This window comes from Vibrio sp. R15-SG3-ISO1A (assembly GCF_059833955.1).
Map to the genome: position 1 here is coordinate 33399 of NZ_JCBDGH010000064.1, position 24862 is coordinate 58260.

Genomic DNA, 24862 nt, shown 5'->3' on the forward strand with positions numbered 1-24862 from the left:
CCTTATTTTTTGCCATTTGACTCGCGTCTAAACTCCCTATGTCCCGTCTGTTTATTGCTGAAAAACCCAGTCTTGGCCGAGCGATCGCGGCCGCGCTGCCTGGCCCAAAGAAAAATGAGTCAGGCTATATTCGTTGCGGCAATGGCGATGTAGTGACCTGGTGTATTGGCCACCTGTTAGAGCAGGTCGAGCCAGACAGTTATGACGAGCGCTACAAAAAATGGAATCTCGCTGACTTGCCTATTGTCCCGTCACAGTGGCAACTCAGACCGAGAAAGTCCGCCAGCAAGCAGCTCACAGTGGTCCGTAAGTTACTGAAAGAGGCGCAGCAGATCGTCCACGCTGGGGATCCAGACAGAGAAGGGCAATTGCTGGTGGATGAAGTGATTGAATACTGTCGCGTCCCCCAAGGTAAGAGGACGTCGATGCAACGTCTGCTGATCAGTGACTTGAACTTACCAGCCGTTAAACGTGCGCTTAGCCAAATGCGCAGCAACCGTGACTTTATCCCCCTTTCTGTTTCCGCGTTGGCGCGTTCGCGCGCTGACTGGTTGTATGGGATGAATATGTCGCGAGCCTATACCTTGTTGGGGCAAAAAGCGGGCTATCAGGGCGTTTTATCCGTTGGGCGCGTTCAGACTCCGGTACTCGGCCTAGTGGTGCGCCGAGATGAAGAGATTGAGCAGTTTGTACCTAAAGATTATTTTACGTTGCATGCGTTGATTCCCTATCAGCAGGGTGATCAGGCGTTTGATATTCGCGCGAGATGGAAGCCGAGTGAAGCCTGTCAGCCTTGGCTCGATGAAGAAGGCCGAGTATTGAGCCGCAAGCTGGTTGAGAACGTTGCAAGCCGTATCGCCAATCAGCCGGCCACGGTGGTGGAGTCCGAACAAAAGCAGACTAAGCAGTCGGCGCCGCTTCCTTATTCGCTCTCTGCACTGCAAATTGACGCCGCCAAGCGTTTTGGTATGAGCGCACAACAAGTACTTGATACCTGCCAATCTTTGTACGAAAAACATAAGCTCATCACCTACCCACGCTCAGATTGCCGCTACCTGCCGCTTGAGCACTACTCGCAGGCGCGTTCGGTCTGTGATGCGATTGCCAATAACGCCAAGGATCTGTCCACGGCGGTGGAGGAGGCGAATCTCTCCTTGAAGTCCAAAGCATGGAATGACAGCAAGGTGGATGCGCACCACGCGATTATTCCGACGCCTAAAAAAGCGTCAGTCAATGCGCTCTCTGCAAGTGAAATGAAAATCTATCAGCAGATTGCTCGCCAATATCTGATGCAGTTTTACCCTGCAGCCGTGTATGCCGAAGCCAAGTTGGTGTTTGAGATCGCCGGCGGTGCGTTTGTCGCCAAAGGTCGACAATTGGTCTTGGCGGGGTGGAAGGCACTGATGGGCAAAGTGGATGATGAGGATCAAGGCGTTGAGACGGTGCCACCGCTGGCGAAAGGAGAAGTGCTGACCTGCCGAGAGGGAGAGATCAAAGCGAGAAAAACAGAGCCGCCGAAACACTTTACCGAAGCCACGCTCCTGCAAGCGATGACAGGCATCGCCCGATTCGTTGAAGACAAAGCATTAAAAGCCATCTTAAAAGAGACCGACGGGTTAGGCACCGAAGCCACTCGAGCCGGTATTTTGGATACGCTGTTTAAGCGTCAACTCCTCACCCGCCAAGGCAAAGCCATATTGAGCTCCGCCGCCGGGCGCGGGCTAATTCACGCCTTACCAAGCGAATCCACCTACCCTGACATGACCGCCCACTGGGAGCACCAGTTGCAAGGTATGGCCGAGCGGAATCAAGCCTACCAACCTTTCATGCAAGCACTCCAACAGAGCATCGACGGATTGATGCAGCAGGTCAAATCCGGTGACGTGCCGCCATCGCTGCGTCATTTACCTAAGGTTGAGCGTCCTGCCTACAAAAAGAGACGTTCTTTTAAAGGCAAATCACCAAGAGCGAAGAAAAGCCGTTGAGCGAGTATGAAAGCTTTCATAATGCTGAAAGTTTTCATGTGAGTTGTTTTTTGTTCGCCTGTTTATCGACTCGTTTTCGTGACAAATTTCGCCAAATCTCATGAAATGAAACCGATTTCATCCTCGCCTAACCTGAAAAACAACGTCATAACTCTATGAAAGTCTTGTTTTAATTTTTAAATCTCTTGAATAGAACAGTTTCATGACGCTTATTTCAATAATCGGATGTGAAGTCGGCAAATATTTTCAAAGGTTTCATTGCTTATTATTTCCCTGAATTAAAACAAACCTAAATTAAATAGGGATATAACATGAAACATTTTAGAGTTTTACCAATAACTTTAGCGGTGGCTTCCACTCTCGCTTCTGCCTCTGTCCTTGCTGCGGAAACCGATATTTCGGCATTAGAGCAACGTATTCAAGAATTAGAGTCTAAGCTGGTTGAAATTGACTACGTCAATGACCAACAACAAGCTGTGTTGACTCCAGATACGCAAGTGCCTCAAGGCATTATCTTCTCAGGTTACGCACGTTATGGCGCGCATCACTCGTCAGGTGACAACCGTTATGTCGAAGTGGGCAGCACTGGTCGCTCTCTTGGCCGTTTGGGTAACGAAGCGAACGGTGGTGAAGTTCAATTAGCCAAAATCTTCCAAGCGGACAATGGCGCCAAATGGGATTTGGTTTTCATGGTGGATGATTGGAACAACGACCAATGGGGTTCATCAGGCGGTGTGAATTTGAAGAAAATGTATGCCGGTGTTACCAACATTTTTGAAAGCCAACCAGAGCTCTACATGTGGGCGGGTCGTGACTTCCATCAGCGTCCACAACAAGGTTTGAATGATTACTTCTGGATGTCTCATGATGGCCAAGGCGCGGGCTTCAACAACCTAAACTTGGGTGGCGTGAAGTTGGATATGGGCTTTGTTGGTGCAGTGGATAGCTCGGACGGGGCATTGGGCAACGATGCGGGCCGCTATGCTATTACGTCAAAGTTACATGGCATCAATTTGGGTTTCGGCAATCTAGACCTTTACGCGAACTATGGTTTTGCTTCTAGTGAAGCCAACAGCTCAGCGAGTGAGGAAATCGTGATTGACGAAGATGGCGATATTGTTGTGAAGAAAAATCCTGCAGTAAACGTTGAAGATGAAACCGCTTGGCAAGTCGGTGCCGTACTTGGCCTAGGTAGCTCGAATAAGTTAGTGATGAAATACGCCGATGGCGCTGACAACTCAGTATTCGAGCTAGCAGGTGATAAGCAGGTCTTTTACGCAAGTGTCGAAGGGGGCTACAAAGCGTCTGAGCAATTTATTATCGATTACTTAGTGTCGTACAAAGATATTTCAGGTGCTGATACCGATGAGAAAAGCGAATACGCCGGTATCGTTCGTCCACAGTATCAATGGGATGACGTTCACTCAACATGGCTAGAAGCTGGCTATGCGATGGAAGATTGGGACGATGGCAGTGAGAAAACCGGTTGGAAAGTGACATTATCTCAAAACGTGTCACTGGGAGGTTTGCCTTGGAGCCGTCCGATGCTACGCTTCTACACAACCGTTGGCGATGTAGAAACGACTGGGTCCGCGGGTGATAAAACGACCGCAGACACCGTGGCTGTCGGCGCCATGTTCGAAGCGTGGTGGTAAGCCTAGGGTAATTTACTGTCCAACTTATTGGCCCCACAAGGCAGATTGGTGGGGCCGGGTCGACCAGCCAATTTAACTCCAGTTTGGGCACAGTTTTGTGCCCATTTTTTATCCTTGTCAAACACCGAAGTGTTCTAGATTCGGTCAAGAACGGGTGAACCTATGCCATTTCAAACCCTTGTGTCACGCCTCTATTTGGGCTTTATCTGCTTGATTGCGATTATGGTCGGATCGGCGTGGCTTTCTGTACACAGTAGCCAAGATGTTACAGATAAGATGGAGTCGATTACTCGTGATACGACGCCATTGATGTTGCGCTCTGCGCAGTTGACCATCGATTTTCTTAATATTAATCGTAGTCTTACGCCCTTTTTGTCGGCTCAGTATTTGGATGAGTTGCCCCCTTTTGAAGAGCGGATAGCCGTCAATCGCGATGTCTATCTTAGTCAGTTGGAGTGGTTTGAATCGGCAGCGCAGCATCAACCTCAGCTCATGCCATTCCTCACACCCGTCAGAGAACAAGGGCAATTGGCGCTCGGTGGTTTGGAAGCGGTGATGAATGCCTATACCGATGTGCTTGATGCGCAAGATCGCAGTGACTATCTTCAGTCTCAATTCCAACAACTGATGACGCAGTTGAGTAACTCGCTTCAACGTGCGCGTACAAATGCACAATCAGAGTCAGCTCAGCGAGCATTGGATGGAGTGACCAGTCAAGTGTCGTTGCTGGGAAATGAAGCGAATGAGGTCTACAAGCAGAAAGACATGACAGAGCTGCGCTCAGTGGCGCGACGTTTTACGACGCGCAAGCGTTATTTGGAGGAGAGCGAACAAGCCTTAACTGCGGTAGCGCCAAAGGTCTATCAAACGTTAGAAGGTACCTTACAGCGCCTAAAGCTACATGCGTTTTCTCAAGAGGGTGCAGTGCATTGGCACCTGCAAACCGTAGAGCAGGCAGAACAATTGCGACAACTACGTCAGGAGTTGGAACAAGCCATTGATCGTCAGCTCGAGCATATCGATGGCTTGTCACGCTTTGCCAGTCAGGTCGCCAATGACCTGTATGAAGAGGCAAAATCGGCCACCGAGGCAACACAAACCTTGTTTATCGGCATCTCGTTTGGCTCTATTGTTGTTGCGCTTGTATTGGGTTTGAGTTTTGCCAGTATGGTGCGCCGACCGACACGGCTCTTACTGGGGGCACTCGATGCCATCGCGCAGAAAGATCTTACGTCTGATGTCGATTATTCAGCGCGCAACGAGTTTGGCCAGGTGGCGCAAAAGGTCAATGTCGTGGTGCGTCATCTGTCGGAGATGATTGAGCGTATTCGTCAATCCAGTGCGCAGGTCAATGAGGCATCACTCTCCAACCAAACCATTAGCGCAGAGCTCAATCAAGCGATCAGTCAACAGACAGAGCAAACGCTATTGGTAGCGACGGCGATGGAGCAAATCGAGTGCTCGGTGACAGACATCGCGAGCTCAGCAGAGCAGACGCTCTCCCTAGTCACAGGCGCCGTTGAGCACTCCCAGCACGCGCAGACAGAGATGAATAGCAATGTGGAAATGTTGGAATCGCTCTCTGAAGAGCTTAACCAAGTCACTGAAACTATTGGAGTACTGGAGGCTGAAAGTGCCAGCATTGAGTCGATATTGGAGGCCATTTCCGGTATTTCAGAGCAGACCAATTTACTTGCACTGAATGCGGCGATTGAAGCCGCGCGCGCCGGTGAGCATGGCCGAGGATTCTCTGTAGTGGCCGATGAAGTGCGAATCTTAGCAGCGCAGACCACCAGCAGTGCGAAAGAGATTCAAAACAAAATTGAGCGATTGCAGCAGCGCTCGGATCTCGCTAGCCAACAAATTGCCAGTTGTTTGAATGGGATGGGGCAAAGCATGCAGCAAACCGAGCGAGTCAATGCGCGACTGCATGAAGTGCATAGCCGATTGGATCAGGTTTCTCAGCGTAGCCATCAAATCGCGTGTGCGACAACGGAGCACCAGTCGGTGGCGAGTGATGTCACTAAGAACGTCAGTCACATTCACTCCTTAGCTGAGCAGAATTTAGATCGCTCACACCAACTCGCGACTCAAGGAAAAGAATTGGAACAACTGGCGCAAGTGCAATTTGAATTAACGGCCAGCTTTATATTGCGCCATTAATTTCACTATTAAGTATTATATTAGAGAGGTATTCGCCTCTCTTTTTGTATTTTATGCCCCATAAAAATACATGCCATTAGGTTATTTTCTGGCCTGATAAATAAAGGATGTGTGGTTATTTCATGAAACTGTTTCATGGCGACGATTGAAACTGTAGCGGCTCTCTATTTTTCCAAAACCGCCATTTTTTTCCAAAAATTAGTGTGATGACACTCACTCATTCCTCCCTCCAACTACGGAATACTCAGCCTGTAAGCGGTTTCAAGTCAAAGCAGTATTGAGGTTTCAGTGGCAACAATTAAACACGTTTCCGAGCATGCGGGGGTTTCTCAGGCGACGGTATCTCGAGTCATTAACGGTACCAGTCGCGTGAGTCACGACAAGAAGCTCAAGGTGGAAAAAGCGATCAAAGAGCTGGGCTATCGTCCCAATTCGATTGCTCAAGCCTTAGCGTCGAGTCGTACCGGTAGCGTTGGGATTGTTGTACCGGAGCTAGGTGGGCCTTTCTTCTCGGGCATTCTCCATTGTCTAGAGGAAAACCTGCGCCGCTTTGGTTATCACGCAGTGGTGACAGCTGGCTCAAACACGGAGCAGGGGCAACGTGAGTCAGTGGAGTTTTTGCTAGGACGTAGGGTCGATGCATTAATTCTTCATGTTCAACACCTGTGTGATGACTATCTGATCGCTCTGGAAGAACAAGGGATTCCTGTTGTGTTAGTGAACCGTTTTATTCCAGAGATGTATCAGAGCTGCATCGATATTGACAACGAGTTGGGGGGCAAACTGGCGACTCAATATCTTTTGCAGCAGGGGCACACCGAGATTGCTTGTATCACAGGGCCTTTGGATAAGTCAGACGCACGGGGGCGTTTGCAGGGTTACCGAAGTGCACTGGAGGAAGCAGGCTTGGAGTACAACGAAGCGCTGGTCTCGGAGGCAGGGTTTACCGAAGAGACCGGCGTTATCGCCACCAAAAAACTGCTCAAGCGTCGGTGCCGATTCAGCGCGATTTTTGCGTCGAACGATCACATGGCTTTTGGTGCATTTGAGGTGCTACGCAGCGCAGGTTTCTCTATCCCGGAGGATGTGTCGCTGGTGGGATTTGACGATAACATTTTCGCTCGTTACCTGACCCCATCGTTAACCACAATCAACTTCCCCATTGAGCAAATGAGCATTGAGGCCGTACAGCTCACCTTGCAAAAACTGAACAAAAACAAGCGTGATGTGAATTTCAAACTCAACCCCGCGTTGGTAGTGCGAGATTCAGTCAAGGACCTAAACAGTACCCTATAGCACTCGTTTAAACACCAATAACAAGATTAAGGATAAGACATGAAATTTAAGACCTTAGCGCTTTCGAGCGCGGTTGCACTCGGGCTTGCTGCCACAGCGACAGCAGCAGATAGTCAAATTCGCTTTGATGGATTTCCAGATTTTGACAGCAGCTTAAAAGTGCTTCTGCCTGAATTTGAAAAAGAGTCTGGCATCAAGGTCGACTACCTGATGAACAACCATGGTGACCACCACACCAAGTTGACCACCAACTTGGCAACAGGGTCGGGCGCAGGTGATGTGATCGTAGTCGATGTCGAAAAAATCGGTCCGTTTGTTGCTTCTGGCGGTTTGGTGAACTTATCTGAGCAATATGGGGCAGACAAATACGCCGATCGCTTTGCGCCTTATGCATGGACACAAGGCAAGGGCGGTGATGGTGATGTCTACGGTATCCCCGTCGACCTAGGGCCAGGTGTGATGTACTACCGTACCGACATTTTTGAAAACGCGGGTATTGATGTCAATGAAGCCATTAAAGATTGGGATTCTTACATCGCGGCGGGTGAAAAGCTTAAAGCACAAAATGTCCAGTTGATTGCCTCTGCAGCGGACGTTGCGCAAGCGATTATCTTTACGACTGTGCCGGAAGGCGAAGGTCTGTACTTTGATGCCAAAGGTGAGCCTGTGGTGACGTCTGAGCGCTTTGTTCATGCGTTCGAAGTGGCGAAGCAGATCCGTGACAAAGGCTTAGATGGCCGTATCTTGGCATGGTCAAACGAGTGGTACGAAGGTTTCCGTAATGGCACATTCGCCACGCAGTTGTCAGGCGCTTGGCTATTGGGTCACCTCAATAACTGGATCGCACCAGACACCGCCGGTAAGTGGGGCGTATCGAACCTACCAGATGGCATCTACGGCAGCTGGGGCGGTTCATTCCTGTCTATTCCGACACAATCGACTAAGCAAGACGAAGCGTGGAAGTTGATTGAATACATGACGACTAACCGTGATGTGCAGCTCAAACACTTCGAAACTATTGCTGCGTTCCCAGCGAACGTGACGACCTACGATGACGATCTGTTCCAAGAAGAAGTGGCCTTCCTCGGTGGACAAAAAGCACGTTTGTTGTTTGCTGAAGTGGCGAAGAACATCAAGCCAGTGGCGCCAGCAAAAGGTGACCATGTCGCGCGGTCTATCATCTTAGAAAACGCGTTGATGGAAGTGCTGGATGAAGGCAAAGACATCAAAACCGCACTGCAAGAAGCAGAGCGTTTGATCAAGCGTCGTACGCGCAACCTGTAAGTCAACGTTTGTTTTAAGTTTGGGAGACGCAACTCTGCGTCTCCCTAGGTAAGAGGTCGTTACTATGAATCAAGCAGCGAGCAGCGCCATGGAAACTTCAACCGGTCAGAGTCTTTTTTCTCGCCTAAATTTGAAAGCGCTTACACCGTACGGATTCCTATTGCCGTTTTTGATTATTTTTTCTGTATTTGGGATTTTCCCGTTACTTTTTTCTGTTTATCTCTCGTTTCATGAGTGGAACCCAGTCGAAGGACTCGGCGCGATGCAATATGTGGGGTATGAGAACTACTACATTGCATTGACCGACCCGTGGCTTTGGCGCTCATTGAAAAATACGTTGTGGTTAGCCATCACATCCGGTGTGGCTCAGCACCTTGTCGCCATTCCTGTGGCGTACATTTTGGTGTCAATGGGTGACCGTCTTCGTCATTGGTTAACGTCAGCGTATTTTCTGCCGTTTATTACCTCAACCGTTGCGGCATCGCTGATCTTCTTCAACATGTACTCGCCAAACTCCGGCATCATCAACCAAACCTTGATGGCGTTGGCTGACAGTTCTCTGTTTGGCTGGGCGTTCAGTTGGGTCAATGAGTACCAGCCGATTCGTTGGTTAGATGACGCGACTATGGTGAAACCATCGATTGCCATCATGGTGTTTTGGAAATACACCGGTTTCAACATCGTGCTCTACACCACAGGCTTGATGACCATACCCAAAGACATCCTAGAAGCTGCCCGTATGGATGGCGCCAACGCACTGCGCCGTTTTTGGAACATCTCACTGCCTATGATTCGTCCGTTTGTCTTCTTCGCGGTCACCATGACCATCATCGGTAACCTGCAGCTGTTTGAAGAACCGTTCGTTCTGACACGTGGTACTGGCGGTACGGGTCAATCGGGCCTCACCATCTCCATGTACCTCTACAAAGTGGGTTGGGAATGGCTAGAGATGGGCACCGCTTCGGCGATTTCCTGGCTGCTGTTTGCCTTGATCGCTGCGTGTACCACGATTCAATTCTTCTTCTTCGGTAAAAAAGGCTTAGGGGAGCAATAACCATGACGACTCACTCTGCGACTTCGCCAGTGTCGATTTGGGCAGCCATCAAGCCCAGCGACCGAGCGATTGAAATTTTCACTAAGGTGCTGATGGTCGTATTGGGCATCATTCTGATTGTCTCTGCGATTGTGACGGTGTTTCCGTTTGTTTGGTCGGCGCTGTTATCCACACGCGACCGCACCGAAATCTTTGGTTCGGGTATCAGCTTTGCCATTGGTGACAGCTTGGCGATCAACTACGCCAAACTGCAAGAGATCATGCCTTTTTGGCAAGCGATGTTTAACTCGATTTATGTCGCCTTCCTAGGCACCACGATTTCGCTACTGTTTTGTAGCATGGGGGGCTATGCCTTCGCTGTGTTCAAGTTCCGCGGCAAAAATATCCTGTTCGGCATGTTGGTTGGGTCCATGATGATCCCGCCCGTACTGAGCTTGATTCCCTACTTTATGATCGTCAAGTTCCTTGGCTTGCTTGATAACCACATGGCGGTTTGGCTGCCGTTTACGACGACGCCGTTTGGTATTTTCTTGATGCGTCAGCACGTTGTGGCCTCGATCCCGAAAGAGTTGCTTGAAGCGGCTAAACTGGATGGAGCGGGGGAGTTTAGAACTTACTGGAGCGTGGTTTTGCCATTGATGAAACCGGCGTTGGCAACATTGGCTATCGTTCAGTTCGTCTTCTTCTGGAATATGTTCATGCAGCCGTTAGTTGTACTGACGACACCAGAAAACTACGTGATTACTCAAGCCCTGCGCAGTGTGCAAGGGATTCCTAACACGCCATGGGGCGCGGTGATGCTGGGGACCACCATTTCCATTTTGCCTTTGGTGGTGACGTATCTCTTCGCGTCAAAACAGATGATCAGCGGCTTAACGTCGGGTGCAGTAAAAGGTTAGATAAGGTAAGAAAATGAATAAATATCAACTTCCAAGTGACTCAAAATTACGCAGTAAGGAATTTGTCTTTGGTGTGGCGACCTCGTCTTACCAAATTGAAGGTGGCATCCATGAAGGCGGTCGTACGCCCTCTATTTGGGATACCTTTTGCGCCGTACCAGGCAAAGTCGACAATGGCGACACCGGGGCTGTCGCCTGCGATCACTACCATTTATGGAAACAAGACATTGAGATGATTCAAAGTCTCGGTGTGGATGCTTACCGCTTATCCATGGCGTGGCCGCGCATTTTGCCACAAGACGGCGTAGTCAATGAGCAAGGATTGGCGTTCTACGAGCAGATCATCGATGAGTGCCATGCTCGTGGTTTGAAGGTGTATGTCACGCTCTACCATTGGGACCTGCCTCAATACCTTGAAGATAAGGGCGGTTGGTTAAATCGTGAAACCGCTTACAAGTTTGCTGAGTATGCCCAAGTTGTCAGCGAGTATTTTGGCAACAAAATTGATGTTTACACCACGCTTAACGAACCGTTTGTTGCCGCTTTCCTCGGCTACCGCTGGGGTATTCATGCACCGGGTATCGAAGGGGATAAAGAGGGCTTTTTAGCGTCTCATCACTTGATGCTTGGCCACGGCTTGGCGATGCCAATCCTGCGCGCCAATGCACCGGCCTCTTTGCATGGCATTGTATTTAACGCGACGCCGTCATACCCACTCACGCTAGAAGACCAAGGCGCGGCGGATTACTGTGAAGCGGAGAGTTATCACTGGTTCATGGATCCGGTACTGAAAGGGGAGTACCCAGCGGTGGTAATGGAAAAACATGCCGCCAATATGCCGATGATCCTCGATGGTGATTTGGCAGTGATTTCAGCGCCGGTGGACTACGTTGGCCTGAACTACTACAGCCGCAGCGTTGCCCGTTACAACGAGCAAGGTGAGATTGAGACCATCAAACCGCAAGAGTCGGAGTACACCCACATTGGCTGGGAAATTTATCCGCAAGGTCTGACGGATCTCTTGGTTCGCTTTAAAGAGCGCTACGCCAATCTACCGCCTGTCTATATCACAGAAAACGGCGCTGCCGGTGATGATGACGTCTGCGAGGGCCGCGTTGACGACACGCAACGTGTGGCGTACTTCCAATCGCATTTAGAAGCGGTCGACAACGCTATCAAAGCGGGCGTTCGCGTCGATGGTTATTTTGCGTGGAGCCTGATGGATAACTTCGAATGGTCATTTGGCTACCACCAACGTTTCGGCATCGTCCATGTCGATTACCAAACTCAACAAAGAACTTTGAAACAGAGCGCCATTGCCTATCGCAATATGTTGCTAGAGCGCGCTGAGGAGAACAACTAATGGCTAAAGTAGAATTTCGTAACATTAAAAAATCGTTTGGTGATGTGGACGTGGTAAAGCACTTCGATTTTACCGTCAATGATGGTGAGTTTGTGGTGTTCCTTGGCCCTTCTGGCTGCGGTAAATCGACCACGCTGCGCATGCTCGCGGGGTTGGAGAGCATCTCCTCTGGCGATATTTTTGTCGGCGATAAGCTGATGAACAAAATCGACGCCAAAGATCGTGATTTGGCGATGGTGTTTCAAAGCTACGCGCTCTACCCGCACATGACGGTGTACGAGAACATCGCGTTTGCCCTCAAACTGAAAGGGATGAAAAAGCCAGACATCGACGTTGAAGTGCGAAAAGCGGCCAAAATGCTTGAGCTCGAACCTTTGCTTGAGCGTAAACCGAAAGAGTTATCGGGCGGTCAGCGTCAGCGTGTGGCCATGGGGCGTGCTATGGTTCGTACACCTAAGGTGTTCTTGTTTGATGAACCGTTATCGAACCTTGATGCGAAGCTTCGCGGTGTGATGCGTGAAGAAATCAAGCAACTGCATCGTGAGCTGAAAACCACCACGATTTACGTGACCCACGATCAGATTGAGGCGATGACGCTCGCCGATCGCATCGTCATTCTTAAAGATGGCTATGTGGCGCAGGTCGGTACGCCAACCGAAGTCTTTAAACGCCCTGCCAACAAATTTGTTGCGCAGTTCATCGGCAACCCGTCGATGAACATGTTGGATGCGAAGTTGATTGAAAAGCAAGGGGCGTTCTTTGTTGCCCTAGGCGACGTCGAGATCCCGTTGCCAGAGCGTTTCAAAGCGCACGCGTCGAAAAACCTCGCACTGCACTTTGGTGTGCGCCCAACCGATATCCATTTGCGTGCTGAGCAAGTGGACCATGACCGCGTGCTGCCGATTCCTGTCACCATTAAAGACAAAGAGCTGCTCGGCGCCAGCATTTTGCTGAAAACCGAGGTCAGCGGTCAGCCGTTGATGGTTGAAACCCAAGCGGCAGAAGTGGATGTGAAGGATTTGACTTTATACCTCGATCTCGACGCGATTCATCTGTTTGACGCGCTGAGCGAAAACTCGCTCGCGAGCTAAGGCTGCCACTCACGGCGAATCTCATTCGCTTTATTACACGATTTAATGAATTGCTCCCTCGGTTTGGGGGAGCCAGGGATAGTGACATGAATTTCGGATATTTTGACGATAACAACAAAGAATACGTCGCCACCACACCATGTACGCCAATCAAGTGGTGTAACTACGTGGGCACACTCGAGTTTGGCGGCTTGGTCGACAGCAATGGCGGCGTGGTATTGTGTAAAGGTGACCCAGCCCTCAACCGCATCACCAAATACATAGCTCAGTTGCCTAACTCAGAGTTTAAAGGGTCGACCTTATACCTAAAGGTGAACAACCGCCAAGGCGATGTTCAGGTGTTTTCACCCTTCTATACGCCGACGCTTAAACCTCTCGATAAGTTTGAGAACCATACCGGGCTGTCATACACCACCATCATCGCCGAAGGGTATGGGGTACGCTGTGAGGCGACCTTCTTTGTACCTAAAGATGCCCCCGTCTTGCTCGAAGACATCCGAATCACCAACATCAGTGACGAGGCTTTGCACGTAGATGTTGTGCCAGTATTCGAATTTACCCATTTTGATGCCCTTAAGCAGCTCGTCAACGCGGACTGGGTGCCGCAAACGATGACGCTCAATGCGCATCAACAGGCGAGCGGTCATACCGTCTTAGAGCAATACGCATTTATGAAGCGCGATTATGCCGTCAACTTGATGACCGCCGACCGAGTGGCGACCTCATTCGATGGCGACCGCCAAGTGTTTCTCGGTAATCACGGTTATGGCAGTTGGGCCGCGCCAGAGAAGTTGTTTGCAGAGGAACTGGGCAACAGCGAGTGTTTACGTGGCGACAACATCGGCGCGCTCAATTTGCGTTTGGGTTGGATTGAGCCTCAAGCAAGTGAGCGCACCGTCGTGCAACTGACGCAAATGTCGAGTTTGGCTGACGCCGCGCCCATGCTGGAGAAATACCGCGATCACTCCCAAGTGGATAAAGCCTTTGCTGAGCTAGCCGATCATTGGCAAGACTACCTTGCGACCGTTCAGGTAGAAACGCCCGATCCGGCGATGAACTCGATGCTGAACATCCACAACCCGCGTCAGTGTCATACTACTAAGAACTGGTCACGTTACTTGTCTCTGTATCAGCTTGGCTACGGTGCGCGTGGTATTGGTTTTCGAGACTCATCACAAGATACCTTGGGCGTGATTACCCATATGCCGGAAGAGGCGCGTGAGTTTATTGAGCGTCTTTTATCGGTCCAAAACCAAGATGGCTCCGCGATGCACCAGTTCTTCCCCTCTACGATGGAAGCCAATGCCGGTGACTCGCGAGAAGAAGAAGACCGACCGGATTACTATGGCGATGATCACTTGTGGATCATCTATGCGGTCACCCAATACGTCAAAGAAACAGGCAACGGTGCGTTTCTCGACAAATCGATCCCGTTTTATCAAAAAGATAAACAGGGTCAGCCGCTTGAATCTGCCTCAGTGTGGGAGCATTTATGCCGAGCGATAGAGTTCACGCGCAGCAATACCGGTCAACACGGATTGCCGCTACTGGGTTTTGCAGATTGGAATGACACGGTTAACTTACCCACTGGCGCCGAGTCGATGATGGTCGCCAACATGTACGGTAAAGCGCTGTTGGATATGCTTGATTTGTGTCGCTTACGGGGTGACGAGCAACGTGCGCAGCAATACCAAGCGCAGTACGAGCAGATGAAATCCACCGTCAACGAATGTGGCTGGGATGGCGAATGGTTTATCCGTTATTTTGATGAGCAAGGTCAGCCAATTGGCTCACACATCAACGCGCAAGGGCAAATCTACACTAATGGTCAAAGCTGGCCAGTGATTTCCGGGTTTGCTGATGGCGAGCGTGCCACCACGGCGTTGAATTCTGTCTACTCGAAACTCAATACCGCCAATGGGATTAAGCTGTCAACGCCGGGCTACAACGGCTTTGATCCTAACTTAGGTGGCGTCTCGACGTATCCACCTGGGGCGAAAGAAAATGGCGGCATCTTCCTGCACGCCAACCCTTGGGTGATGATTGCTGAGGCGAAGATGGGCAATGGTGATCGTGCGTATCAGTACTATCGTCAAATCAATCCTGCCTCGAAAAATGATGTGATTGAGACATTCGAATCGGAGCCATACTGTTACCCACAAAACATTCTGGGTGATGAGCATCCGCAGTTTGGATTGGGACGCAATGCTTGGCTATCGGGCACTTCGTCTTGGACTTACGTCGCGGGCACACAGTGGATTTTGGGCGTAAGACCAGACATCGATGGATTGATCATCGATCCCTGCATTCCCAAAGCGTGGCCAGAATTTCGTGTGACTCGACAGTTTCGCGGCGCCACGTACCACATCCATGTCGACAACCCTAACCGGGTGAGCAAGGGGGTGGCTGAGTTACGTGTCAACGGTGAACGTGTCGAGGGCAATAAAGTGCCCGTATTGGCGGCGGGTGACCACCGCATTGAGGTGACGCTAGGCTAACCAATGCTCGGGGAGGTTAGCCTCCCCGACGATGGTGCATCAGTTCCGTGGCTGATAGTGTGCGTGGCACTGCCACTCAAACTGCGCGGTTTGCTCGGGATTAAGTTCCAATAAACCCATGTGATTGTTAAACGCATCAGCAGGGCATGACATAGGTTCAATTGCAATACTCGGCTCCGACGCTGGCGTGTAGAGCTGAATAAAAGGGTAATTTGCCCCTTGCTGGTAGTCGAGACGGGCTTGTTGATCCGCTCGGGTTAGGGTGAGCGATTGATCACTGCTTTGATGAAATCGATAGCAATGATTGAGTGTGACATCGGCGAGCGTCGTTGGGATACTGAGGGCGGTGTTGCTCGTGTATTCGCCGGTGGGTAAATCATCGCGGTGTACGACCTCTTGATGAGGGCTTAGGCTCAGTTGGCACTGTGCCAGTGAATCACCGAGCGAAAAATAAGGATGCCAAGCATCGCCATAAGGGAAAGGGGATTCGCCGGTATTGGTGATCTCGGTATAACAGCGAAGGCGGCCAGTCTCATCAATGTGATAGCAGACGTCGAGCCGGAAAGCGAACGGAAAACCGTCGGCAAGATGGCCGGTCTCATAGCGAAAACGCGCCGTGGCAAAGTGCTCTTGTGCATCGGTCTCAACGACTTGAAACGGTTGATTGTAAAGTAGGCCATGTACGGCATGTTTAGACCAAGGAAAGTTCGCCGGTAATCTGTAGTCATGGCCTCGGTAGTGATATTGACCGTTTTTTAGGCGGTTAGGGAAGGGAAACAGTTTGGCACTACGAGAGAAAAAAGGGTGAGATTGAATCACATTTTGACTGTCTTGGTAGCCAACAATAAATGAGAAAGGACTATGATTGACCCGATATTGGTTAATAATGGCACCAAAGTCTTGAATAATTTCGACGCAGATGCCGAGTTTTGAATTTAAGAGTGTTGTGGAGTGAAAATCTCCAAATTTCCCTTTAACGATTTTAAACATATTAATATCTCCTTTGAAGACGATATTAATTGATGAATATAAATATTCAATGTTGGTTTTCACATTATGATAAATAAAATTCCATACACTTCATATTTTGGTCCATCGGATGTTCTGTGCAGTAAAGGCAACGCCGTTGAATTTATCCAGCCTTGGTATACGCCTATCTCAACCACCCCTGAAAATACAGGGATGGCGGTGGGTGGTATTGGCAACACCTTCACCTTAACGCCGCAAGGTAAAACGCCGAATTTTAGTTTCATTCCTGGTATATTTATTGATTGCCAAGAGGATGATATCTACTTCAACGATTTCTATATTTCTGTGATGGATGAATATCACGTTGAGAATCTAGATATACCGGATTTTTCTGAAGCGAAACTGTATTTAAATTACTATCCAGCGATATTTTTACATGAGATATCACAATGTAAGAATAAAGGTGAGCTATTGTCCTTAATTAGGGAGACCATTTTGTCTGGTCAGTTCTACTTGAACAACAAAGAGCACTTTCTACGCTGGAATATTGAATTTAGCGCTGCAACGCACCAGGCAATTCAGGCTGACGAGACAAGCGTTGAGACTCAGCTACTGGTCGCGATCGACTTTTTTAATGGTTTGTTGGTCAATGGGTCGACCCACGCGTGGTCATTGACACCGAAGCGTGGTTCAGTGGTGCCCTCTGTTGACGCCAGTCGAGTGCATTATCGGGCGCTGTATCCGTTGGCGGAGTATGACTATCATGGACTCGGTGATATTGAGTTAACTCGCCAAGTGGTCTCTCCTGTGGTGAAAGATGCCCCAGAACTTTGCAGTCTACCTTTGCACTGGAACCAATTTCAGCTCACCAACCGCAGCAGTAAAGCTCAGTGGGTCACCGTGGTTCAGCCGCTGAATAACTTGATGGGAGCGACCTACCAAAAGGCACGAGATGGCGTACAAGATTCGTGTTGTCACTTGGTGCAAAACCCGATTGGGCATCAGCATCAACCGATTGTGCTTGATCAAGGTGAGACGCAGTTCAGTGGTGTGCGCTTGGCGTCCAACTCACCGTATGCCAGTGATATTGAAGGCGAGGTGATCTACGGCGTTCAAGCGTCAGCGAGCACAGTTCAAGCGGGCAAGATAACCGTGTCGCTTAAATCACAGGTTTACGCCAGCAAGGCGCAGCAACAAGTGTGGCGTGCACTGCATACAGGGCGAACCAATGATCATTTTGACCGCGGTATCTACAGTGGCCGTGAGCCACTCAGTGCTCTAGTTTGTGTTCAGGTGAAGCTTGAGCCGGGTGAAACGCAATCGCTGCGTTTCGCGCAAGTGATGGATCACAGCAAAATCCTTCTCGACGGTTGGCAAAGCCACAAAGCGTACGCTCGCTACTTCCCTGAGCCATCGCGCGCTGAAACGATATTAACGCAGACCTTGCCTAAGCTTTCAGAGATAGAGCAGCGTATTGTCACCCAGCAACAAGGCTTTTATGACCAGGCGGTGGCCAAGTTTAGTGGTCAAGAGAGTGCCCAGCGTTACGCGACGATGGCGATGAACAGCCTCTCGTTTCTGGCGGAATCAACCGTGTGGGACGTCGAAGATACCTTGCTGGTCAAAGAGTGTGTCGATTATCCCTTCTTTAATTCACTGGATGTTTATTTTTACGGCTCGTTCTCACTGCTGTATTTGTTGCCACAACTCGATGGGGCGGTGATGAAGCATTTTGCGCGGGCGATTTTAGCCAGTGACGACACTCTGCGGCGCTATTGGGAGTATGAAGACAAACCTTACGCTGAGTTGGTTGACGAAAAATACCAAGGCACGCGTGCCGAGCGCGGCGCGGTGATCCACGATCTTGGCAGCCCTTACGATATTCAGCCAGATGCCTACAGTTGGCATAACGTCAAAGAGTGGAAGGATCTCGCACCTAAATACATCCTGATGGTCTACCGCCACTGGCAGAAAACCGGCGATCAGGCGGTGGTGGAACAGTGCTGGCCGGCGGTGAAAGAGAGTATCGAGTACCTCAGTCAACTGATTGGCCCCGGTGAGGATTTACCTTTGACACGTGGCACGGACGATACGTTTGATAACCTGTCGTCTCATGGCATCTCTATCTACTGTGGTAGCTTATGGGCCGCAGGGCTGCGCGCGGCAGCTGAGTTAGCTCAATGTGTTGGTGAGACGGCGCTGAGCGAGGGTTACAATGAACGTAGCGAGCGCGCTTTGGCAACCCTCGAACGTGCCTTATGGGATGAGAAGCAAGGCTATTACCACTTTTTCGTTACGCCGGTCCAAGCCAAGCATCTGACAGGAGAAGGTTTGGCTGAGCTACAAGGATTGGGGTTAGCGGTGAGTGGTGACGCAGTGAGCGATGCCGCGGTGTTGAACACGTATCTTGATGAGGTCGACGAGGCGAGTGACGATGGCCAAAGGGCGCAGCGTAAAGTGAAGAAGCAGCAGTTATTGAGCCGCGCACCCGCCGCCTTTACGCCTCAGTTTGCTGAGCTGGTGGAGGATTCAGATAACAGTTTTGGTGATGCGTTACTGGCTGACAGCTACCTGCAATTGGTGGGGCTACCTCGCTTGTTTGCGCCGCAGCGGACTGAACGTACTTTGGATTTTATCTACCAAACTAACTTTGTTGCCAACAGTCCTAAGCTGGGGGTGGCGAATATGACCTTAGCGGACGGGCGTCCTCACGAGGCATTCCAAGCGCAAGATGTCTGGATTGGTGTGCAATTCAGTGTTGCCACCGCGCTGCGTTTGGCGGGTAAGCAAACGCAAGCGGAAGCCTTGATGGATACCGTCTATCAGGCGCTATACCAAATGGCGAAGATTCCTTTCGCCGCGCCAGAGGGTTTCAATTGCTCGGTCGTGGTGACGCCAGAGTCGATGGCGCAGCGATTTGACATCGATAAGACTCGCGCTCAGCAGTGGGTATCGTATTTGCAACACTTAGGTCATCTACTTAGCGATGGGCGTGTTAATCCAAATCTGACGGATGATATCGATGAGTTTATTCGCTCTCTCGCGTCTGACGAGTTTGCTGCTAAGGATAATTGGCCGGATCACGCTGACCTGCATAAGTGGTTACTCAGCACGGGGTTAAAGTACACCGCGGGGCGATACTTCAGACCGGGAATGATTTTCGCTTATCTGTACCAATAATGAGGGACGCGCATACGTGGGTGCAGGCAGAGCGATGTCATATCTGGTTGCCATTGAGTTTTGCCTGAACCTCACAAAGCCGCAATCGTTGGGATTGAGTACACGACTCAGTCCCATTATAGTTCAGCCACTTACGGTGAGTGACTCATGATGAGCCGAGCAACCTTATGACAAACAAGAAGAAAAAATCCCCCACGGTGTACGATGTCGCGACGTTGGCTGGCGTCTCGCCTAGTACGGTGTCGCGTTTTTTAAATCGCACCACCTATGTGTCTGATGACAAGAGCCACAAGATCGAGCAGGCGATCACCACGTTGGGTTACAAGCCCAATTTTCATATGCAGCAAAGCACCACTCGTCGCTCGATGACGATTGGTGTGCTGATTCAGCATCCTGACAGTCCTTACACCAGTCGTATTCTCAATGACATGGAGAATGTATTGCTGGCGCAAGGTTACTCCTTGGTTTTAGCGACTGGACATTGGCAAAATAAGCTTGAGGTTCATGCGCTTGAGTACCTGATGAAAAGCAACGTCGATGGCATCATCATTGTGACGGGCAACTTGAGCGAGCAGTCGATTCTCACCACGGCGAAATCCATTCCGGTTGTCGCGGTAGGCTATGACATTCAAGGGGAGAACGTTCGCTCCTTGAATCTAGATAATGTACTGGGCGGATATATTGCAACGCTGCACCTGTTGCAACTTGGCCATGTGAATATTGCCCACATTAAAGGGCTCTCCAGTCAACCAGATTCGGGGGCACGCTTTGCCGGTTACAAGAAAGCGTTAACTGAAGCGCAAATCAAACCCAATCCAAAATTGATCAAACAGGGCGATTTCAGCTCTGAAACAGGGTATGAGAAAACGGTTGAACTGATTGAATCTAAAGTGCATTTCTCTGCGTTGTTTGCCGCTAATGATCAAACGGCCTATGGCGCAATGAAAGCCCTGACTGACCACGGCTTTCGAGTGCCAGAGGATGTCTCCATCGTCGGTTTTGATGATTTGCCCACCTCTCAATACTTTACGCCCGCTTTAACTACATTGCGTCAGCCGATTGAAGAGATAGGCGCCGTCTCTGCGCGTTCGATGTTGAACTTGTTGTCAGGCGAACGACATGAGGCTCGTTTACCACCGATAGACTTGATGATTCGACAATCCACCAAGTCCATCTATCGATAGTCGTTTTCCCTGCGCCCGTGAGCTGCTAGCATGGGCGTTATGGTTACGTGTTTGTTGTCCTCATGATCCCCCTGATATACCACCCGATCTACTCCGATTTACCCTTGCCTGATGGGCATCGTTACCCGATCAACAAATATCGCTATCTGTATGAGGCGATACGCAAGCAAGCGCCTTGGCAGCACCGTATCGATTGGGTCACGCCCAGTGCCATCACGATGGAGGAAGCCGCGCGTACCCATTGCGACCAATATCTTGATCTCTTGTGTCGCGGCGCACTGCCTGCTGCCCAAATGCGCCGTATTGGCTTTCCTTGGAGTGAGCAACTGATCACTCGCACCCTCACTTCGGCAGGGGGTACCTGTGCAACGGTGGACGCGGCGCTAGAGCGAGGCGTGGCGATTCATTTGAGCGGCGGCTACCATCACGCGCATTATGATTTTGGTAGTGGGTTTTGTCTGATCAACGATTTGGTGATCGCGGCCAAAAGAGCCTTGACCAATGAGCATGTGGATACTGTGCTTATTGTTGATAGCGATGTGCATCACGGCGATGGCACGGCGACCTTGTGTCGAGATGAGGCGGAGATCATTACCCTATCGTTTCATTGCGACAAGAACTTTCCGGCGCGCAAACCGGATTCTAATCTTGATGTGGCGCTTTCAAAGGGCACAGACGATGCGACATTTTTAAGTCACTTTACTAGCGTGGTCGAGATGGCTGTGAATCTGCATCAGCCTGATTTTATTCTCTATGATGCCGGTGTGGATATTCACCAAGAGGATGAACTGGGGTATTTTAATGTCTCAACACAGGCGATATATCAACGAGATAGAGCTATGTTTGAAGTAGCGACGAGGCGAGGTGTGCCGATTGCCTGCGTCGTCGGTGGTGGTTATCGCACTCGTCATGAGGATTTAGTGCCGATACACATTCAGTTGATTCAAGCTGCAATGGATGTTTACAAGGATTAGTCATGGAACACAGGATACGTGCCGCGGGCATACTGGTCGATCAAGGCGCCGTGTTGTTGCTCAGAGTCAACGATTTTACCGGTGAATACTGGATACCGCCGGGGGGCGGCATGGAATCGGTTGATCGCAGCACTAAGGCGTGTGTTGAACGTGAATTCGTTGAAGAGACGGGGCTGAGCGTGAAAGTGGGTGAGCTAGTGTGCGTGCGCGAGTTTCTTGAAACGGAAAATCATCGCTACCATGCCGAGTTCTTTTATCACATCACCCATTATCAAGGCACACCGAACTTAGAGAACCTTAAAGGGCTGAATGACGAGCAGTTTATTCAAAGCGTCGAGTGGGTGCCGATTGAACAGTTGGCAGAGAAACGTCTCTATCCAGTGGAGCTTAAAAACAAGTTGTTGGCGCTGATTGAAAGTGAACACTACGCTACTCATCTCGGCTCTTACATTCAAGGATCGTTTGAAGACATTAATCAGCTTTAGCTGAGCAGATTTATGAAGAAGGCGCAGGCAAGTGATTGCTCTGCGCCTTTTTTTTCGCTCATTGCTTGAGTGAGCGAGCCTTAGCCCTCGTCAGAGAAAACCGGCATGGCCTTCAGTTCATCATGGCTAAATGGCGCGTCACCAAACAGCAGCGGGTAGTAGAAGTGTCTCAGCGATTGGTGGAAATCGCGCACACGTTGCTCGTAGCGCATGCTCGCTTTGACATCGGTATTTGCTAGCGATGTCATCCAACGTTGGGTGAGCGTTGAAGGCGAAAGCCACGCTGCATAGCCAGCGGCGGCATCACGTTCGCGTAGTGTTTGGCGATACGCTTGTGACAGTGGCGCGGCTTTTTGATCGCCCACTTGCTGAAACGCGTAGTACCATTTCCATTCGAACAGTGATTGCATATCGGTTGCTTGCGCCCATTCTGGGTGGGTAGTTAAGAATGACGCCCAAGTATCAGAAAAGGGTTTGTCCCACGCACCGTTTACCTCTTCGCGTTGCAGCAGTACGATGTCGCCGCCACTTGGACCTGTGATGGTGTGGTTAATCACGCTATCACTGACCACGGGCACCACCACCGTCGAGGCTAACCAAATACCAAGCAAAGCTGAGGCAATGCGCGCCGAGCGCTGACCTTTCTGGGTGAGTGTTTTTCCGATGAGTAAGGTTAACCATGCCCAAAAGGCGAGGTGGACAAGCACGATGGCCATCACCGCGAGGACTTGGGTGATGGGCACTGCCATCGTCCATGCACCAAGAGTAAAGGGGACCAACAGGGCCAGTGCAAGTCCCGTGCAGAGAATCAACGCACGTGCCGCCCATAGCGAGCCTTGACGTTTAGCGCTCACCAACAGCAGATCGTAGCGACCCGCTTCGCGCTCTCCCGCCCGTAAATCATGGAGCAACAGAATCACAAACAGAGGCAGTAGTATGCTGACAATAAACGCAAAATCGAAAAAGCCTGCCAAGGAGAGTTCCGGGTTTTGTGCGTCGGTTTCGTAGATCTGCCCTTCGAGCGCTAGCATGCGGATGCGGTGCTTCCAAGAAGTCACATCACGCTGGCCCATGGCAGCAAAGGCAAGCGGCTGAGGCTCAGAGTAGGTGAGGTGGAAGCTGTAGTAAGCGGCGCTGCCGTAGTCGTGCTGCTCGGCGAGAATGTGTTCGCGCTCTGTGGCATCCTTCGCCTGCAAGCGAACTAAGGTCTCTTGCTGCTCACGAATTTCATTTACGCCGCTAACGACGGCAAAGCTTGTCAGGGCAAACACAACCAGCAAAAAGCCGACAACGTAACCTTGTTTAGCGAGAAAACGGGTTTCACGGATGAGATCCGTTAAAGACATCATGACATCAATCTCCTAGTCGCGAAACGGATAAGTCCCGCCAGAATCAGTAACCAAAGTCCCATTTGCAACGCATATCGCAGACTTTGGGCTAATCGGGCGTTGGGCGCTTGTGGCGTAAAAGTAAAAGAGGAGAGCACTTGCCAGTGGTGAGCGTCGACGCGCGCGGCTTTGGCTGTCGCGTCGTCTTTATAGCGGTTCACGTCGGTTTGGTAATCAAGATCGTGCAGGTGGACGTGATTTAGCGCTTGAACGAACTCAAAACGCAGCTCTTCGGCTTGGCGTAAAAAGCGATGGTGCGTTTCCAAGTTGGTACCGGCCAGCATCATTGAGAGATTGGCCATGGAGACCGTCGGCGATAACCAACCAAATTGGCGCGCAATGTTCGCTTGGTTTTGCTCTTTGTCCATATTGTCTTCGGCGTAGCGATTGAGAACCTTAGTCAGTTTCTCTTCTGAATACGCGGCGACGGCGCCGCGAAAGTTGACTGGCAACTTGGCGATGTCGTCCACTTGGTATTGTTCAAGGAGATCGCGTTTGAGTTTTTCAAAGGCAGGGTCAGCGGCGTTGTGTCCGTCGCCAAGCTGACGCAGCTCCTCAATCACGCCAAAATCTGTCTCCAATTTGCCCATCGCCGGCGCCAGTGTGGCGGCACTTGAACTGGCAATACGCGGCATCAACACAGCAAATACCACCCATAGGCTAATCAATATGGCGAAGCTGGCGTGACTGCGCTGACTCATGCTCGAGACCCACAGCACCAACGCACTCCAAATGACGATGTATCCAAGGTAACCGGAGATAAAGGCGCTGCTGGTCAAGACACTTTCACCCTCGCCAATGGCGAGCAGGCTCGCAACCATCAAGGGTAATAACATGACGACTCCGGCCAAGACCAATGCCAGGAACTTACCACTCAGCAGTTGACGAGCGTTCACCCCTTGCGTGATGAGTACGGTCAAGGTACCGGCCTCTTTTTCCCGCGTGACGCAACTGTAACCGACCAACACAATCAGCAGTGGCAACAGCACCTGGACCAAAAAGGCAGGAGACAGAGAACTAAAGCGCGTCATGCCGCTAGACTGGTTTTGCTCAGCGAACATCGCGGTGTTTTGGCGATGGCCCTCAAGAAAAATCGCATGACCCGTATACGCATCAACACCAGGATCCAGTGCACTCAATGGCGTGGGATTACGAAACACGTAGTGACCGTAATGGACCATTCGATGTGGGTGACGGTCAGGTTGGGCCATAAATTGGGATTCAGAGTACTGCTGAAGTTGGCGACGCTCAGCATCGGCGTGTTGTGTCTCAACATGATTGACCACCACAGATGCCAGAGTGAGTAATACGCCGATCACCAGCACCGTAGCGGCAACTTTGCTGCGACGCCAAAAACGCCACTCATCAAACAGAATAAGGGAGAGAGTTTTCAT

17 protein-coding genes are annotated in these 24862 nt (G+C 50.5%); 14 read left to right on the forward strand and 3 right to left on the reverse strand.

What is annotated here, in order from left to right:
- Nucleotides 1-38: 38 nt before the first annotated feature.
- The 10 genes from AC6R0L_RS09880 (at nt 39) to AC6R0L_RS09925 (ending at nt 15288) form a co-directional block, all read left to right on the forward strand.
- Nucleotides 39-1985 (forward strand): DNA topoisomerase III, encoded by a 1947-nt coding sequence (locus tag AC6R0L_RS09880; RefSeq protein WP_500629008.1) that lies wholly within the window; start codon nt 39-41, stop codon nt 1983-1985.
- 311 nt (nt 1986-2296) lie between these two features.
- Nucleotides 2297-3640: a carbohydrate porin gene (locus AC6R0L_RS09885; protein WP_500629009.1), complete on the forward strand. Its 1344-nt coding sequence runs from the start codon at nt 2297-2299 to the stop codon at nt 3638-3640.
- Between the two features lie 162 nt (nt 3641-3802).
- Nucleotides 3803-5803 carry a methyl-accepting chemotaxis protein gene (locus AC6R0L_RS09890; RefSeq protein WP_500629010.1) on the forward strand — a complete coding sequence of 667 codons (2001 nt, stop codon included), beginning with the start codon at nt 3803-3805 and terminating at the stop codon, nt 5801-5803.
- 288 nt (nt 5804-6091) lie between these two features.
- A complete protein-coding gene (locus AC6R0L_RS09895) occupies nt 6092-7099 on the forward strand; it encodes a LacI family DNA-binding transcriptional regulator (RefSeq protein WP_334552689.1) in 1008 nt (335 codons plus the stop codon).
- Between the two features lie 39 nt (nt 7100-7138).
- Nucleotides 7139-8383 (forward strand): extracellular solute-binding protein, encoded by a 1245-nt coding sequence (locus AC6R0L_RS09900; protein WP_487903507.1) that lies wholly within the window; start codon nt 7139-7141, stop codon nt 8381-8383.
- A gap of 88 nt (nt 8384-8471) precedes the next feature.
- The gene (locus tag AC6R0L_RS09905) at nt 8472-9437 is read left to right on the forward strand and encodes a carbohydrate ABC transporter permease (RefSeq protein ID WP_420378211.1); all 966 of its coding nucleotides are present in this window, start codon (nt 8472-8474) and stop codon (nt 9435-9437) included.
- A 2-nt stretch (nt 9438-9439) separates the two neighbouring features.
- On the forward strand, nt 9440-10336 hold the full coding sequence (locus AC6R0L_RS09910) for a carbohydrate ABC transporter permease (protein WP_334552683.1): 897 nt from the start codon (nt 9440-9442) through the stop codon (nt 10334-10336).
- A gap of 13 nt (nt 10337-10349) precedes the next feature.
- Nucleotides 10350-11699: a GH1 family beta-glucosidase gene (locus AC6R0L_RS09915; RefSeq protein WP_500629011.1), complete on the forward strand. Its 1350-nt coding sequence runs from the start codon at nt 10350-10352 to the stop codon at nt 11697-11699.
- Nucleotides 11699-12790: an ABC transporter ATP-binding protein gene (locus AC6R0L_RS09920; RefSeq protein WP_500629012.1), complete on the forward strand. Its 1092-nt coding sequence runs from the start codon at nt 11699-11701 to the stop codon at nt 12788-12790. Before AC6R0L_RS09915 ends, AC6R0L_RS09920 begins: the two co-directional genes overlap by 1 nt.
- A gap of 86 nt (nt 12791-12876) precedes the next feature.
- Complete coding sequence (locus AC6R0L_RS09925) at nt 12877-15288, forward strand: glycoside hydrolase family 94 protein (protein ID WP_500629013.1); 2412 nt, start codon at nt 12877-12879, stop codon at nt 15286-15288.
- A gap of 39 nt (nt 15289-15327) precedes the next feature.
- On the opposite strand, the gene AC6R0L_RS09930 is transcribed toward AC6R0L_RS09925, so the two are convergent.
- The gene (locus AC6R0L_RS09930; protein WP_500629014.1) at nt 15328-16278 is read right to left on the reverse strand and encodes an aldose 1-epimerase; all 951 of its coding nucleotides are present in this window, start codon (nt 16276-16278) and stop codon (nt 15328-15330) included.
- 66 nt (nt 16279-16344) lie between these two features.
- On the opposite strand from AC6R0L_RS09930, the gene AC6R0L_RS09935 reads away from it, so the two are divergent.
- The 4 genes from AC6R0L_RS09935 to AC6R0L_RS09950 all read left to right on the forward strand — a co-directional run bounded on the left by AC6R0L_RS09935 (nt 16345) and on the right by AC6R0L_RS09950 (nt 22080).
- A complete protein-coding gene (locus tag AC6R0L_RS09935) occupies nt 16345-19437 on the forward strand; it encodes a GH116 family glycosyl hydrolase (RefSeq protein ID WP_500629015.1) in 3093 nt (1030 codons plus the stop codon).
- 167 nt (nt 19438-19604) lie between these two features.
- A complete protein-coding gene (locus AC6R0L_RS09940) occupies nt 19605-20621 on the forward strand; it encodes a LacI family DNA-binding transcriptional regulator (protein ID WP_500629016.1) in 1017 nt (338 codons plus the stop codon).
- Between the two features lie 62 nt (nt 20622-20683).
- Nucleotides 20684-21595 carry a histone deacetylase family protein gene (locus AC6R0L_RS09945; protein ID WP_500629017.1) on the forward strand — a complete coding sequence of 304 codons (912 nt, stop codon included), beginning with the start codon at nt 20684-20686 and terminating at the stop codon, nt 21593-21595.
- 2 nt (nt 21596-21597) lie between these two features.
- Nucleotides 21598-22080, forward strand: a complete 483-nt coding sequence (locus tag AC6R0L_RS09950) for an NUDIX domain-containing protein (RefSeq protein ID WP_500629018.1) — start codon at nt 21598-21600, stop codon at nt 22078-22080.
- An 80-nt stretch (nt 22081-22160) separates the two neighbouring features.
- Here the strand turns inward: AC6R0L_RS09950 and AC6R0L_RS09955 are convergent, their stop codons facing one another.
- Both AC6R0L_RS09955 and AC6R0L_RS09960 read right to left on the reverse strand, forming a co-directional pair.
- A complete protein-coding gene (locus AC6R0L_RS09955) occupies nt 22161-23429 on the reverse strand; it encodes a DUF3526 domain-containing protein (protein ID WP_500629019.1) in 1269 nt (422 codons plus the stop codon).
- Entirely contained in the window at nt 23426-24862 is a 1437-nt protein-coding gene (locus AC6R0L_RS09960; RefSeq protein ID WP_500629020.1) for an ABC transporter permease, read from the reverse strand. The genes AC6R0L_RS09955 and AC6R0L_RS09960 overlap by 4 nt, the downstream gene beginning before the upstream one ends.

What these genes read in the sequence shown, in the direction of transcription:
- AC6R0L_RS09940 (WP_500629016.1), top strand. Translation starts at nt 19,605, where the DNA reads ATGACAAACAAGAAGAAAAAATCCCCCACGGTGTACGATGTCGCGACG.
- AC6R0L_RS09890 (WP_500629010.1), top strand. Translation starts at nt 3,803, where the DNA reads ATGCCATTTCAAACCCTTGTGTCACGCCTCTATTTGGGCTTTATCTGC.
- AC6R0L_RS09925 (WP_500629013.1), top strand. Translation starts at nt 12,877, where the DNA reads ATGAATTTCGGATATTTTGACGATAACAACAAAGAATACGTCGCCACC.
- AC6R0L_RS09920 (WP_500629012.1), top strand. Translation starts at nt 11,699, where the DNA reads ATGGCTAAAGTAGAATTTCGTAACATTAAAAAATCGTTTGGTGATGTG.
- AC6R0L_RS09935 (WP_500629015.1), top strand. Translation starts at nt 16,345, where the DNA reads ATGATAAATAAAATTCCATACACTTCATATTTTGGTCCATCGGATGTT.
- AC6R0L_RS09900 (WP_487903507.1), top strand. Translation starts at nt 7,139, where the DNA reads ATGAAATTTAAGACCTTAGCGCTTTCGAGCGCGGTTGCACTCGGGCTT.
- AC6R0L_RS09915 (WP_500629011.1), top strand. Translation starts at nt 10,350, where the DNA reads ATGAATAAATATCAACTTCCAAGTGACTCAAAATTACGCAGTAAGGAA.
- AC6R0L_RS09955 (WP_500629019.1), bottom strand. Translation starts at nt 23,429, where the DNA reads ATGATGTCTTTAACGGATCTCATCCGTGAAACCCGTTTTCTCGCTAAA.
- AC6R0L_RS09930 (WP_500629014.1), bottom strand. Translation starts at nt 16,278, where the DNA reads ATGTTTAAAATCGTTAAAGGGAAATTTGGAGATTTTCACTCCACAACA.
- AC6R0L_RS09950 (WP_500629018.1), top strand. Translation starts at nt 21,598, where the DNA reads ATGGAACACAGGATACGTGCCGCGGGCATACTGGTCGATCAAGGCGCC.
- AC6R0L_RS09880 (WP_500629008.1), top strand. Translation starts at nt 39, where the DNA reads ATGTCCCGTCTGTTTATTGCTGAAAAACCCAGTCTTGGCCGAGCGATC.
- AC6R0L_RS09905 (WP_420378211.1), top strand. Translation starts at nt 8,472, where the DNA reads ATGGAAACTTCAACCGGTCAGAGTCTTTTTTCTCGCCTAAATTTGAAA.
- AC6R0L_RS09885 (WP_500629009.1), top strand. Translation starts at nt 2,297, where the DNA reads ATGAAACATTTTAGAGTTTTACCAATAACTTTAGCGGTGGCTTCCACT.
- AC6R0L_RS09945 (WP_500629017.1), top strand. Translation starts at nt 20,684, where the DNA reads ATGATCCCCCTGATATACCACCCGATCTACTCCGATTTACCCTTGCCT.
- AC6R0L_RS09910 (WP_334552683.1), top strand. Translation starts at nt 9,440, where the DNA reads ATGACGACTCACTCTGCGACTTCGCCAGTGTCGATTTGGGCAGCCATC.
- AC6R0L_RS09960 (WP_500629020.1), bottom strand. Translation starts at nt 24,862, where the DNA reads ATGAAAACTCTCTCCCTTATTCTGTTTGATGAGTGGCGTTTTTGGCGT.